Annotated in this window: 12 protein-coding genes and 1 pseudogene; 12 read left to right on the top strand and 1 reads right to left on the bottom strand. The window is 68.5% G+C overall.

The window, feature by feature from the left end:
* Positions 1 to 9 precede the first annotated feature (9 nt).
* The 12 genes and pseudogenes from Bsp3421_RS07385 to Bsp3421_RS07335 all read left to right on the top strand — a co-directional run bounded on the left by Bsp3421_RS07385 (position 10) and on the right by Bsp3421_RS07335 (position 11392).
* Entirely contained in the window at positions 10 to 1110 is a 1101-nt protein-coding gene (locus Bsp3421_RS07385) for a fatty acid desaturase (RefSeq protein ID WP_273997699.1), read from the top strand.
* A gap of 25 nt (positions 1111 to 1135) precedes the next feature.
* Positions 1136 to 2068, top strand: coding sequence for an alpha/beta fold hydrolase (locus Bsp3421_RS07380; protein ID WP_273997698.1), 933 nt, complete (start codon positions 1136 to 1138; stop codon positions 2066 to 2068).
* Between the two features lie 12 nt (positions 2069 to 2080).
* Positions 2081 to 2953, top strand: a complete 873-nt coding sequence (locus tag Bsp3421_RS07375) for an acyl-ACP desaturase (protein ID WP_273998307.1) — start codon at positions 2081 to 2083, stop codon at positions 2951 to 2953.
* A gap of 16 nt (positions 2954 to 2969) precedes the next feature.
* A complete protein-coding gene (locus tag Bsp3421_RS07370; protein ID WP_252985893.1) occupies positions 2970 to 3155 on the top strand; it encodes a rubredoxin in 186 nt (61 codons plus the stop codon).
* A 42-nt stretch (positions 3156 to 3197) separates the two neighbouring features.
* Entirely contained in the window at positions 3198 to 4394 is a 1197-nt protein-coding gene (locus Bsp3421_RS07365) for a cytochrome P450 (RefSeq protein WP_273997697.1), read from the top strand.
* A 290-nt stretch (positions 4395 to 4684) separates the two neighbouring features.
* Positions 4685 to 5776, top strand: a complete 1092-nt coding sequence (locus Bsp3421_RS07360) for an HlyD family secretion protein (RefSeq protein WP_273997696.1) — start codon at positions 4685 to 4687, stop codon at positions 5774 to 5776.
* Positions 5777 to 5853: 77 nt separating this feature from the next.
* Positions 5854 to 7374, top strand: a complete 1521-nt coding sequence (locus Bsp3421_RS07355) for a DHA2 family efflux MFS transporter permease subunit (protein WP_273998305.1) — start codon at positions 5854 to 5856, stop codon at positions 7372 to 7374.
* Positions 7364 to 8134: pseudogene (locus Bsp3421_RS33960) on the top strand (TolC family protein); the annotation flags it as partial. The gene Bsp3421_RS07355 and the pseudogene Bsp3421_RS33960, both read left to right, overlap by 11 nt.
* Positions 8135 to 8188: 54 nt before the next feature.
* Positions 8189 to 8908: a TolC family protein gene (locus tag Bsp3421_RS33955; protein WP_337995281.1), complete on the top strand. Its 720-nt coding sequence runs from the start codon at positions 8189 to 8191 to the stop codon at positions 8906 to 8908.
* 119 nt (positions 8909 to 9027) lie between these two features.
* Positions 9028 to 9447, top strand: coding sequence for a MarR family winged helix-turn-helix transcriptional regulator (locus Bsp3421_RS07345; RefSeq protein WP_337995280.1), 420 nt, complete (start codon positions 9028 to 9030; stop codon positions 9445 to 9447).
* 37 nt (positions 9448 to 9484) lie between these two features.
* On the top strand, positions 9485 to 10057 hold the full coding sequence (locus tag Bsp3421_RS07340) for a TetR/AcrR family transcriptional regulator (protein ID WP_273997694.1): 573 nt from the start codon (positions 9485 to 9487) through the stop codon (positions 10055 to 10057).
* 150 nt (positions 10058 to 10207) lie between these two features.
* A complete protein-coding gene (locus Bsp3421_RS07335) occupies positions 10208 to 11392 on the top strand; it encodes an acetyl-CoA C-acyltransferase (protein WP_273997693.1) in 1185 nt (394 codons plus the stop codon).
* A 484-nt stretch (positions 11393 to 11876) separates the two neighbouring features.
* On the opposite strand, the gene Bsp3421_RS07330 is transcribed toward Bsp3421_RS07335, so the two are convergent.
* On the bottom strand, positions 11877 to 12782 hold the full coding sequence (locus tag Bsp3421_RS07330; RefSeq protein ID WP_273997692.1) for a LysR substrate-binding domain-containing protein: 906 nt from the start codon (positions 12780 to 12782) through the stop codon (positions 11877 to 11879).
* Positions 12783 to 13062: the final 280 nt, after the last annotated feature.

The following is a 13062-nucleotide window of genomic DNA, read 5'->3' as shown; positions in this document are numbered from 1 at the left end:
GCCTATACGATGGCAACCATCAAACTACCGCAGCAGCAGACGCAGGGCTTCCGCGAGTTCGTCGACTCGCTCAAGACGCTCGACCACGAGCGCCTGGCCGACGCGATCCCGCGCGAGCTGTACGAACCGCGCCTCGCGCGCGGACTGCTCGGCTTCTTCGCGAGCGCCGCGCTTTACGTCGGCGCGGTCGTCGGCGTCCACTACGCGCCGCACTGGTCGCTCTACATCCCACTCTGGCTCGCGGCGGGGCTGGGCGGCTGGGGGCTGTTCTGCATCGCGCACGATTGCGGGCACAACTCGTTCTCGAAGAGCCGCCGCTTCAACTTCATGCTCGGCCAGATCGCGCTGTTCCCGCTGCTGTATCCGTTCCACGGCTGGCGTCACATGCACAACCTGCATCACGCGAACACCAACAGCCTGGAGATGGATACCGACTGGCGCCCGGTGTTGCCCGAGCAGTACCGGCGCATGGGGCTGTGGGAAAAGTTCGTGTATCGCAGCACGCGCAGCTGGCTGTTCTGGCTCGGCACCGTCAACTACCAGCGCCATTCGGGCTTCCGTCCCGGCATGTTCCCGAAGCTGGAGGCGCGCAACGACGTGCGACGCTCGATCGTGGTGACCGTGCTGTTCGCCGCGATCTACCTGCCCGCGCTGATCTACTTCACCGGCTGGCAAGGCTTCCTGCTGTACTTCCTCGGCCCGTGGCTCGGCATTCACGCGTGGTTCAGCACGACGACGATGATGCATCACATCGCCGACGACATGCCGTTCCTCACCCGCGAGCACTGGACCCTGAACGGCAGCCGGCTGATGATGACGACCGACTACGAGTACCCGAAGTGGCTGCACTTCTTCACGCACAACATCTCGGTGCACGCCGCCCACCATGTCGTGCCGGTCATCCCGTTCTACAACCTGCCGAAGGCGCGCGAGGCGCTCAAGCGCAAGTACCCGGGCGCGATCCGGCAGAAGACGTTCACCTGGGGCGAGGTATGGAAGGTGATTCGTTCCTGCCACCTGTACGACCCGGTGCACGGCTACTACCAGTCGTTCGAGGCGGTCGCGACCCCCGCCGCGCCGACGCCGCCGCGCGCCGACACCGCGATCTGACGTCCTTCACGCAGGAGAAGCAGCGATGTCCAATACTTCCGAGCAATCTCTTCCCGGCGCCCTGGCGCAGCCCGCCGCGCCGCCGATGCCGTTCCGCAAGCGGCTCGTCAAGGGCTACGTCGACGCGCTGAGCGTGGTGTCGTCCGCCGCCGCCGCGCGGCGGGCGACCGACCTGTTCGGCTACACGCGCACGTTCCGCAAGACGCCGCCGAAGGACATGACGCCGCTCGGCGCGCGCCGCTTCGAGATCGAGGGCGTCGCGGGCGTCAAGCACGGCCACGTATGGGGCAAGGGCGAGCGCACCGTGCTGCTGGTGCACGGCTGGGGCGCCGACAGCGCGACGATGTTCTCGTTCGTGCCGTGGCTGCAGAAGGCCGGCTTCCGGGTCGCCGCGTTCGATGCGCCCGCGCACGGCGTGTCGCCCGGCACCGTGACCACGATGACGGCCTTCAAGGACGCGGTGAAGGGTGCGATCCGCTCGCTCGGCGGCGTGCACGCCATCGTCGCGCACTCGCTCGGGTCGATCGCCTCGACCGGCGCGCTCGCGGAACTCGGCCCGGCGAGCGCGGCCGGTCTCGTGATGCTCGCGCCGCCGTGCACGCTGCCCGCCGTGATCGATCGCTGGTCGAACGATTTCCTGCAGCTGACGCCGCCCGTGATGCGCGCGCTGTACGCGGAGCTGCACAGCCGCAACGGCGTGCCGCCGCAGCACTGGGACATCGGCGTGCTGGGCCGCGGGCTCGCCGCGCGGATGCTGGTGATGCACGGCCCGAACGACGACGTCGTGCCGATCTGCGAATCGGAAAACATCGTCGCGGCGCTGCCGGGCGTCGTGTTCGAGCGGGTCGAGAAGGTCGGACACGTGCGCATCCTGTCGGACGCGGGCGTGATCCGGCGCGTGACGCAGTTCCTGACGGCCGACGCGGATCAGGCCGTGCACGCCGCGACTGGCGCCTAGCGCCGCAGGGAGATTTCGATGATGCTCTATCCCGAGTTGTACCAAAGCCTCGAACGCGCGCGCTGGAACATGCAGCACGACGTCGCCTGGGACCGCTTCGATCGCAAGCGTCTCTCCGACGAGCAGGCGCTGTCGATCAAGATGAACGCGATCACGGAGTGGGCCGCGCTGCCGGCGACCGAGATGTTCCTGCGCGACAACCAGCACGACAGCGACTTCTCCGCGTTCATGTCGATCTGGTTCTACGAGGAGCAGAAGCACTCGCTCGTGCTGATCGAGTACCTGCGGCGCTTCCGCCCCGACCTCGCGCCGAGCGAGGACGAGCTGCACGCGGTGCGCTTCCCGTTCGATCCGGCGCCCGCGCTGGAGACGCTGACGCTGCATTTCGGCGGCGAGATCCGGCTCAATCACTGGTATCGGTGCGCCGCGCACTGGCACACGGAACCGGTGATCCGCCAGATCTACGAACTGATCTCGCGGGACGAGGCGCGCCATGCGGCCGCCTACCTGAAGTACATGCGGCGCGCGCTGGAGCGCTACGGCGACGAGGCGCGCCGCGCGTTCGCGAAGATCGGCACGCTGATGGCGAGCGGCAACCGCTCGGCGAAGGCGATTCATCCGACCAACCTGCACGTGAACCGCGCGCTGTTCCCGAACGACACGGTGCAGAGCCGGCTGCCCGACCCCGAGTGGCTGGGCCACTGGCTCGACAAGCAGATCCACTTCGACCGCGACTGGGAAGGCAAGGTGGCCGACCGCATCCTGCACAACCTGTCGCTCCTGCTCGACCGCCCGCTGCTGTCGATCAAGGACCTGAACAAGCTGCGCAAGCAACTGAACCAGAGCATCGAATGCCCGAGCGCGGAAGCCGCGCTCGAAAGTTAATCCGGAGAACTGCACGATGTCCGACATTGCAATCGAGTACCGCACCTGGATGTGTCTGATCTGCGGCTACATCTACGACGAGGAAACCGGCGATCCGAAAGCCGGCATCCAGCCGGGCACGCGTTGGGAAGACATTCCGGGCGAATGGCGCTGCCCGGAATGCGACGTGCCGAAGAGCGACTTCGAGATGGTCTCGATCTGAGCGCGCCCGCGCGCCCCTTCCCACCCTACAGGATTCAACACCATGCAATACAGCGACCTTTCGACCCCGGCCTACCTCGACAATCCCTACCCCGTCCTCGACGCGATGCGCGACGAGGCGCTGCTCGTGCAGCTCGCGCCGCGGCTGTACGCGACCTCCCACTACGCGTTCGGCGAGAAGCTGCTGCTCGACCGCCGCTTCGGCAAGGGCATCGTCGAGGCGGTCAAGGCCCGCTACGGTGAAGGCGTGATCGACCAGCCGCCGTTCCGCACCTTCCGCGCGATGCTGCCGGGCCTCAACCCGCCGAAGCACACGCACCTGCGCGCCCTGATCATGAAGTCGTTCAACGCGCGCCAGATCGAGAAGTTCCGCGAGGCGTCGTACGCGATCTCGAACCAGCTCGTCGACAAGCTCGCCCGCGAGCCGCAGGGCGACCTCGTCAGCGGCTTCGCGTTCGTGCTGCCGATGCAGACGATCTGCACCATCCTCGACGTGCCGCTGTCGGACGGCGCGATGTTCAAGAAAGCCGCCGACAAGGCGGCGGGCGCGCTCAACGTCACTCCGCTGAATGCGGAGCAGCTCGAGGAATCGAAGCAGTCGGCGCTGCAGCTCGAGGCCTATTTCGCGCGCGTGCTCGCGGAGCGCCGCAAGCATCCGGGCGACGACCTGATCTCGCAGATGATCCTCGCCGAGGAGAACGGCGAGCGCCTGACGGACGACGAAATCGTCGCGAACCTGTGCTTCCTGTTCGTGGCGGGCCACGAGACCACCGAGAACATGATCGGCAACTCGCTGATCGCGCTGCAGCGCCATCCCGAGCAGCGCGAGCGCGTGAAGGCCGACCCGTCGCTGATGCCGAACGTCGTCAACGAATGCCTGCGCTTCGACAGCTCGGTGCAGATCGCGCAGCGCGTCGCGCTCGAGGACATCGAGATCGACGGCTACGCGCTCAAGCGCGGCGACCTGATCTGCGTCTGTCTCGGCGGCGCGAACCGCGACCCGCAGCAATTCGAGGATCCCAATACGCTCAACATCGATCGCGAGGGCGTGCGCCCGCTGTCGTTCGGCAACGGTCTGCATTACTGTCTCGGCGCACGGCTTGCGACCCTCGAAATCGCCGCCGCGCTCGAAACCATCTACGCGCGCCTGCCGAACCTGCACATCACCAACCTCGACGCGCTGCCGTATCGCCGCAACAACGCGCTGCGCGGCGTCGACTCCCTGCTGGCCACCTGGTAGGTAGGCGGCCCAGCCTCCGGGCCGGCGCCGCGTGAGCGCCGGCCCGGACGGCGTCGCCCGCGCGGCGACGCTTGACAAGCCTTTATTACATGATCACCATAATATTAAAACCGAGGTAGGTCCGCGTACCGGAACGACCGCCGCGCCGCTTGCGCGGACGGGGTGCGCGCGTCCGCATCGCGGCACGTCCCCCTTCCCCGCCGGCGCGCCCAGCCGGGCGCGCCGGCCGAAGGCGCGTCGACGGCGGCGTCCGCCGGAACCCAGATTGCCAAGCATAGGAGAGGTAAGTGGTGAGCGAAACCCGTTCGGACACGCAGGTCATCCAGGGCGTCGACGGCGACAAGCCGGCGCGCAAACGCAAGCTGGTCTTGCCGGTCATCATCGTGCTGGGGGGGCTGCTGATCGCCTACGGCGTCTACTGGTGGCTGCACGCCCGTTTCATCGAGACGACCGACGACGCCTATGTCGGCGGCAACATCACGGTCATCTCCCCGCACGTCGCCGGCTACGTGTCGGAGCTGCTGGTCGAGGACAACCAGCGGGTGCGCGCCGGCCAGCCGCTGCTGCGGCTCCAGCAGAGCGACTACTCGGCGCAGCTCGACGCGGCGAAGGCCAATGAGGAAGCCATGCGCGCCGCGCGCGTGCAGCTCGTCGCGCAGCGTGCGCTCCAGCAGGCCGTGATCGACCAGGCCGGCGCCGACGTGACCGAGAAGGCTGCATCGCTCGCGTTCGCGGAAACCGACGCGGCGCGCTATCGCAAGCTGGTCGTCACCGAAGCCGGCACCCGCCAGGCCGAGGAACGCTCGAACGCGGCGCTCAAGCAGGCCAGGGCGCAGCTCGACGCGGCCAACGCCCGCCAGCGCGAGGCGCGCCAGCAGGTCGCCGTGCTCGACGGCAAGATCGCCGGCGCCGACGCCGCGCTGCTGCAATCGAGCGCGGCGCTGCGCACCGCGCAGCTCAACGTCGGCTACACCGAGTTGCGCGCGCCGATGGACGGCTATGTCGGCAATCGCTCGGCGCATCTCGGCAGCTATGTGACGCCCGGCACGCAGCTGATGTCGGTGGTCGCCGCGAACGGCCTGTGGGTCGACGCGAACTTCAAGGAAGACCAGCTCACGCACATGAAGCCGGGCCAGTCGGCGAAGGTCTGCGCCGACGTGCAGTCGTCGAAATGCTTCAGCGGCCGCGTGCACCTGCTCGCGCCCGCGACGGGCGCGGTGTTCAGCGTGATCCCGCCGCAGAACGCGACCGGCAACTTCACGCGGATCGTGCAGCGCGTGCCGGTGCGGATCGCGCTCGACGCGCAGGACGGCGTGCTCGGCATCCTGCGGCCGGGGCTGTCCACCGTCGTCTCGGTCGACACGCGCGGAGGCGACCGGTGAGCGACACCACGCAGGCCGTCATCGCGCCGCCCGAGCAGACGGCGCCGCCGCAGCCGGCCGCCTGGCCGTTCGCCGTGATGTGCGTCGGCATGTTCATCGCGCTGCTCGACATCCAGATCGTCGCCTCCTCGCTGCAGGAAATCGGCGGCGGCCTCGACGCCGCGCAGGATCAGATCGGCTGGGTGCAAACGGCCTACCTGATCGCCGAGATCACGGTGATCCCGATGTCCGGCTGGCTGACCCGCGTGTTCTCGACGCGCAAGCTGTTCGCCGCGTCCGCGCTCGGCTTCACCGGCGCGAGCATGCTGTGCGGCTTCGCCTGGAACATCGAGAGCATGATCGTGTTCCGCGCGATCCAGGGCGTGCTGGGCGCATCGATGATCCCGACCGTGTTCACCTCGTCGTTCCACTACTTCGAAGGCAAGCGCCGCGTGATCGCCGCCGCCGTGATCGGCACCATCGCGTCGCTCGCCCCCGCGCTCGGCCCGATCGTGGGCGGCTGGATCACCGATACCGCGAACTGGCGCTGGCTGTTCTACGTGAACCTGGTGCCCGGCCTGCTGGTCGCGTTCGGCGTATCGATGAGCGCCGACATCGACCATCCCGATCATTCCCTGCTCAAGGGCGCCGACTATCCGGGCATCGCGCTGATGGCGGTGTTCCTCGGCACGCTCGAGTTCGTGCTCGAGGAAGGCGCGCGCTGGAACTGGCTCGAAGACGACACGATCCGCCGCTGCGTCGTGATCTCGGTGTCCGCGGGCGCGATCTTCATCGCGCGCTGCCTGAGCATCGACAATCCGATCGTCGACCTGCGCGCGTTCCGCAACCGCAACTTCACGATCGGCTGCACGCTGTCGTTCCTGACCGGCGTCGGCGCGTTCTCGTCGATCTACCTGACGCCGCTGTTCCTCGGCTACGTGCGCGGCTACGACGCCTGGCAGACCGGCATCGCGATGGTGCCCACCGGCATCGCGGCGCTGGTCGGCGTGCCGGTCTACGTGCTGTTCGCGCGCAAGACCGACCTGCGCTGGCTGATGATGTTCGGCATGGCGATGTTCGGGCTGTCGATGTGGGACTTCCGCTTCATCACGCACGACTGGGGCGACGCGCAGCTGTTGTGGCCGCAACTGATCCGCGGCTTCCCGCAGGTGTTCGCGATCGCGCCCGCCGTCACGCTGGGGCTCGGCAGCCTGCCGCCCGATCGCCTCAAGTACGCGAGCGGCCTGTTCAACATGATGCGCAACCTCGGCGGCGCGGTCGGGATCGCGGTGGTCGGCGCGATTCTCAACGACCGCACCAACGAACACTTCTCCGACATCGCCTCGCGCCTCACGGCGGCGAACCAGCCGATGCAATCGATGCTGAACGGCCTCGGCTCGCACCTCGGCGACGTGCTCGGCTCGCCGCAGGCCGGCCAGGCCGCCGCGCTGCGCCAGCTGCACGACCTCGCGTTCCGCGAGGCGCAGACGATGGCCTACGGCGACGCCCTGACCACGATCATGATCGGCTTCATGTTCGCCACGCTGATCGTGCCGCTGATGCGCAAGGTCGTGCCGCCGCCGCCGCCCACGACCGGGGCCTCGAACAATGCTCACTAAGAATCCGGACATGCCGACGATCCCTTCCCCCCGCCGCCTCGCCGCCCTGCCGTTCGTCTGCGCGCTCGCGGCCGCGCTCGGCGGCTGCATGGTCGGCCCCGACTATCGGGGCGTCCAGAGCCCGCTGCCGGCCAGCTACGCAAGCCAGGACACGCTGCGCACCCTGCAAGGCGCGGCCGCGCCGGCGGCCGCGCTCGACACCTGGTGGCGCGCATTCAACGATCCGGCGCTGACCCGCATCATCGATCGCGCGCTGTCCCAGAACCTCGACCTCGCCGCCGCCGAGGCGCGCGTCGCGCAGGCGCGCGCGGCCGCGTCGGAAGCGGGCGCGCAATACCTGCCCGAATTCAACCTGCAAGGCCAGGCGGCGCGCCAGCGGCAATCGCTCGAATCGCCGCTCGGCCGGATCGGCTCCGCGCTGCCTGGCTACGAGCGCGGTCAGAGCCTCACCTAGCTCGGCCTCGGCGCCAGCTGGGAACTCGATCTCGCGGGCGGCCTGCGGCGACGCGCGCAGGCGGCGGGCGCCGAGGCCGAGGCGGCCGAGGCGCTGCATGCCGGTTCGCGCGTGTCGGTCGCGGCCGACGCCGCCGACGCCTACTTCCAACTGCGCGGCCTGCAGGCGCGCATCGCGATCGTGAACGCGCAGATCGACGCGAATACGCGCCTCGTGTCGCTCGTGCGCGACCGCGTGGCGAACGGCGTCGCGACCCAGCGCGAGACCGCCGAAGCCCGCGCGCGGCTCGCGCAGACCCGCGCGCAGCTGCCGCCCCTGCAAGCCGGGCGCGCGCGCCAGTCGAACCGGCTCGACATCCTGATGGGCGCGGCGCCCGGCACCTACGCGGCCGAACTCGCGGGGACGGAGGCCGCCCATGCGGGGGCCGCCCATGCGGAGGCCGCCTATGCGGTGCCGGGCCTGCCGGCCGACATCCGCCCGGATGCGCTGCTGCGCCGGCGGCCCGACGTGGTGGCCGCCGAGCGGCGGCTCGCGGCCGCCAATTCGGGCATCGGCGCGGCGCTCGCGGAATACTATCCGCAGGTGTCGCTGTCCGGGATCCTGGGCTTCGAGGCGCTGAACGGCCCGCTGTTCAAGTCCGCCGCGTTCCAGCCGGGCGTGCTCGCGGGCCTGCGCTGGCGCCTGTTCGACTTCGGCCGCGTCGACGCGGAGGTCGGCCAGGCCAAGGGCCGCTACGCGGAAACGCTCGCGCAATACCGCCAGACGGTGCTGCGCGCGGCGGAGGACGTCGAGAACGCGGTGACGACCTGGGCGCAGATCGCCGCCGAGCGCGACGAGGTCGCCCATCAGGTCGACGCCGAGGCGGTCGCCCAGCGCGCCGCGCGCGACGCCTATGCGCAGGGCGACGCGAGCCTCGTCGAGGTGCTGATCGAGGATCAGCAGTGGCTGTCGGCGCGCGGCGAGCAGGCGCGCCTGAATGCCGATGCCGCGCGCGCGGCGGTCGCGACCTTCCGCGCGCTCGGCGGCGGCTGGCAGGCGCCGGACGCGGCCGCGACGCCGGCCGTCGCGTCGGCGCACTGAAACAATCGACGGCCCATCGAATCGCGCCGCGCAACAATGGCGCGCGATGGCATAAAATGACGGGCAACCTGTCTTGCAACTTCATTTCCGACAAGGAGCATGTCATGAGCCCTGGCCCGCTGAGATTGCAGTGCCATTGCGGCACGCTGAGGCAAGCCGCGCGGGCCGTCACGGCGCTGTATGATGCCCATCTGGCCAAGCACGACATCCGCATCACGCAGTTCACGCTGCTGATGGCGCTGCGCGGCACCGCGGCCATGCCGATGCGCCTGCTGTCCTCGCTGCTGCTGCTCGACCAGACGACGCTGAGCCGCACGCTCGCCACGCTGCGCACGCGCAAGCTGGTGCGCGCGCAAGCGGACGAGGCGGACAAGCGGATGCGGCTCTGGTGTCTCACGCGCAAGGGCGAGACGCTGCTCGAAGCCTGCCTGCCCGACTGGGAGGCGGCCCAGAAGGAAGTCGCGCGGCGCAACGGCAAGCGCGACATGCAGGCGTTCGACGACCGCATCTTCGAGCTGACGGAAGCGCTCGCCGCCTGACGCTCCCCACCCGCCCCTTCCCCGACGAGAGGCCATCATGCGATACGACCCGGAACACAAGGCGAGAACCCGCGAACGCATCGAGGCCGTCGCCTCGGCGCGCTTTCGCGAGGAAGGCATCGATGCGGTCGGGGTGGCGAGCCTGATGGAGACCGCCGGGCTCACGCACGGCGGGTTCTACGCGCATTTCCCGTCGAAGGAGGCGCTGGTCGCCTCGGCGGTCGCGGTCGGCTTCGAGCAGACGGCCAACCGCCTGCGCGAAGGCATGACCCACCGGCCCGCCCGGCCGCGCCCGGTCGCATTCATGCAGACCTACCTGAACGAGCAGCATCGCGACCATCCCGATTCCGGCTGCGTCGCCGCCACGCTCGGCGCCGAGATCAGCCGCAGCGGCGACGCCGTGCGCCAGGTGTTCACCGAACAGCTCGAATCGCTCGTCGCCTGCGCGACGCCCGACGACGGCGCGCCGCGCGAGCGCCGCGAAACCGGGCTCGCGGCCGTCGCGCTCGCCGTCGGCGCGCTGATCCTGTCACGCGCGGTGGACGATCCCGCGCTCTCGAAGGAACTGATCGCGGCCGGCGTCAACGCCTCGAAGAAGCTCGCCGACTGAGCCGCGCGGCGTCGCTTCATGACGCCGGTCAGCGGAAGTCTCGCCGATCCCATCCCGTTTCGCGCCGCATTGTATGATGTCCACGCGGCACATATATGTATATGCATTCAATTCGATGCACTGTTTTCCTCAATCATCCTGGAGCCTGCCATGTCTACCGATCCGATCGTGATTCTGTCCGCGGCGCGTACGCCGGTTGGACGCTATCTCGGCAACCTGTCCCCGAAGAGCGCGCCCGAACTGGGTTCGACGGCGATCCGCGCCGCCATCGAGCGGGCCGCGATCGATCCGGCCAGCGTGGAGGAAGCCTACATCGGCTGCGTGCTGTCCGCGGGCCTCGGTCAGGCGCCCGCGCGCCAGGCGGCGCTCGGCGCCGGCCTGCCCCGCTCGGTGGCGGCCGTGACGGTCAACAAGGTGTGCGGTTCCGGGATGCAGTCGATCCGCTACGCGTTCGACGCGCTGTCGAACGGCAGCCTGGACGTGGCCGTCGCGGGCGGCATGGAAAGCATGACCAATGCGCCGTATCTGGCGCTGAAGGCGCGCACCGGCTATCGCGCGGGCCATGCGATGTTCTATGACCACGTCGCGCTCGACGGCCTCGAAGACGCCTACGAGCGCGGCCGCGCGATGGGCGAATTCGGCGAGCAGTGCGCGGCGCACTACGATTTCACGCGCGCGGCGCAGGACGCCTATGCGACCGAATCGCTGCAACGCGCGCAGCGCGCGCAACAGGAAGGCCGCTTCGACTGGGAAATCGCCCCGGTCGAGATCGCCACCAAGCAAGGCACCCAATCGATCGAGGCCGACGAGCAGCCGCAAACCGTCGACGCCGCGAAGATTCCGAAGCTCAAGCCCTCGTTCAGCCCGACCGGCACGATCACGCCGGCGAGTTCGAGCCCGCTGTCGGACGGCGCCGCCGCGCTCGTGCTCACCCGCGAATCGGTCGCGAAGCGGCTCGGCAAGCAGCCGATCGCGCGGATCCACGCGCACAGCGTGCACGCGCAGGACCCCGAGTGGTTCACCACCGCGCCGATCGGCGCGCTCAAGAAGCTGTTCGCGCGCACCGGCTGGCAGCCGGGCGACGATCTCTACTACGAAGTGAACGAGGCGTTCGCCGTCGTGCCGATGGCGGTGATGCGCGAATTCGGCATCGCGCGCGAGCGCATGAACGCGCACGGCGGCGCCTGCGCGATCGGGCATCCGATCGGCGCGTCGGGCGCGCGGATCGTGGTCACGCTGCTCGGCGTGCTGCGCGCCCATCACGCGAAGCGCGGCATCGCGAGCCTGTGCATCGGCGGCGGCGAAGCGACGGCGCTCGCGGTCGAACTGCTGTAACGGCTACGCCCCAAGGCGCGCGCGGCGGCCCGGGCGCCGCGCGCGCCGCGTCCCGCCCAAGCGCCTCGGCGCACATCCCGTCCCCTTCCTCCCGACCGCGCGAGCCATCCCGTCCCGCGCCTTTGACGCGCGCCGTTCGTGAATCCGCGAGACCCTGCGCCGGAAGATGCCGCGCATCGTCGCTTCTCTCATTTCCCGCAAAAAAGTGCTTCACCACACATCTTTTCATCTCAGGAAAAAATTGCGCCGTGAAAATCAAAAGGCGCACTTTTTACGCGATCATTCAGCGAAATATACCGCGCGATCGTTTATTCATTAAATCCATTTAATTCGGCATGCCCCGGGGTCGTGCAATCACGCTCCCCGATAGGCGGCCTTCAACGCACCCTCACAGTAAGCATTACGTGCTGCTTTCACGAATAACCTTACAGCCCCGGGAGCCGTCCGCCGGGCGACCCCGCCTCGGTTTCCCGACAGTGCGCCTTCACCCCTCGCCTTCGTTCGCGAGACAGCGCGCGATCTCCTGCTGGAGCCAGGCCACGAACACCCGCGCCGCGGCCGGCAACGGCGCGCCCTTCGGATAGACGAGGTAGTAGTCGCGATTGGCGCGGATCGTCGGGCCCGGCAAGCGGATCAGGCGGCCGTCGCGGCGCGCGCCGGCGACGAGCCATTTGCGCCCCAGCGCGATCCCCTTGCGCTCCTCGACCGCGCGCAACAGCAGCGACGAGTCCTCGTAGGTCATGCCGCCCGCCATCGGCGGCGCGATCACGCCGCAGCGCTTGAACCAGCGCTCCCACTCGTCGTAGGGATTCAGCAGCGGATAGCGCAGCATGTCCTGCGCGGACTCGGGCAGGTTCTCGAAGCCCTCCACGCCGCTCGCCGCGACGACCGGGAACAGGTATTCGATCGCGAGCCGCTCGGCCTCCAGGCCGTCCCAGTTGCCGTAGCCCATGCGGATGCCGAGCGGAATCTGCTTGGCGGACAGATCGAGCGGGACGATCGTCGGGATCAGCTCCACCGTGATTTCCGGATGCTGCTCATGGAAATCCGGCAGACGCTCCGCGAGCCAGCGCGTCGCGAACGACGGCACGACCGTCACCGGCAGGCGGCTGGCCGATTGCTTCGCCTCCCGGCGCAGCTCGTTCGACGTATCGGTGATCAGCTTCAACGCGCTCGACATCGCAAGCTGCAAGCGATGGCCGTGCGGCGTCAGCACCACGCGCCGCCCGACCCGCGCGAACAGCTCGACGCCCAGCTCCGCCTCGAGCGCCTTGACCTGCCGTCCGACCGCGCCATGCGTGAGAAACAGCGAATTGGCCGCTTCGCGAAAACTCTGATGCCGCGCGGCGGCTTCGAATACCTGCAGATTCCGTAGGGAAGGGAGTCTCATGGCCGATTGGCGCATTCAAAACCATCAAGCGTCGAATGCGCGACCCAATTGAAAATCGATGACAAATCACCGCCCTTCCAATCGCACCGTTGGAAAGGAATTGTAATTTATCGACAATGGTGCATTCCAGCCTTGATATAGCGCCTCGAACGCACCGCCTCGGAGCCTCGCTTCGCGTCAGCTTCTTTTAATCTTTTGTAAGGCCGACGGAATAGATATGTCGGGAACCTGGCGAATTCAAGGCACCACCACATTAGCGTATTTTTCGCTTTTTCGGAAG

The sequence above is a fragment of the Burkholderia sp. FERM BP-3421 genome, from assembly GCF_028657905.1.
Classification (GTDB): Bacteria; Pseudomonadota; Gammaproteobacteria; order Burkholderiales; family Burkholderiaceae; genus Burkholderia.
Note: the sequence above shows the minus strand (reverse complement) of the source record. Positions and strands in the feature narration are given on the sequence as shown.

What these genes read in the sequence shown, in the direction of transcription:
- Bsp3421_RS33955 (WP_337995281.1), top strand. Translation starts at nt 8,189, where the DNA reads ATGGGCGCGGCGCCCGGCACCTACGCGGCCGAACTCGCGGGGACGGAG.
- Bsp3421_RS07380 (WP_273997698.1), top strand. Translation starts at nt 1,136, where the DNA reads ATGTCCAATACTTCCGAGCAATCTCTTCCCGGCGCCCTGGCGCAGCCC.
- Bsp3421_RS07370 (WP_252985893.1), top strand. Translation starts at nt 2,970, where the DNA reads ATGTCCGACATTGCAATCGAGTACCGCACCTGGATGTGTCTGATCTGC.
- Bsp3421_RS07365 (WP_273997697.1), top strand. Translation starts at nt 3,198, where the DNA reads ATGCAATACAGCGACCTTTCGACCCCGGCCTACCTCGACAATCCCTAC.
- Bsp3421_RS07340 (WP_273997694.1), top strand. Translation starts at nt 9,485, where the DNA reads ATGCGATACGACCCGGAACACAAGGCGAGAACCCGCGAACGCATCGAG.
- Bsp3421_RS07385 (WP_273997699.1), top strand. Translation starts at nt 10, where the DNA reads ATGGCAACCATCAAACTACCGCAGCAGCAGACGCAGGGCTTCCGCGAG.
- Bsp3421_RS07335 (WP_273997693.1), top strand. Translation starts at nt 10,208, where the DNA reads ATGTCTACCGATCCGATCGTGATTCTGTCCGCGGCGCGTACGCCGGTT.
- Bsp3421_RS07330 (WP_273997692.1), bottom strand. Translation starts at nt 12,782, where the DNA reads ATGAGACTCCCTTCCCTACGGAATCTGCAGGTATTCGAAGCCGCCGCG.
- Bsp3421_RS07355 (WP_273998305.1), top strand. Translation starts at nt 5,854, where the DNA reads ATGTGCGTCGGCATGTTCATCGCGCTGCTCGACATCCAGATCGTCGCC.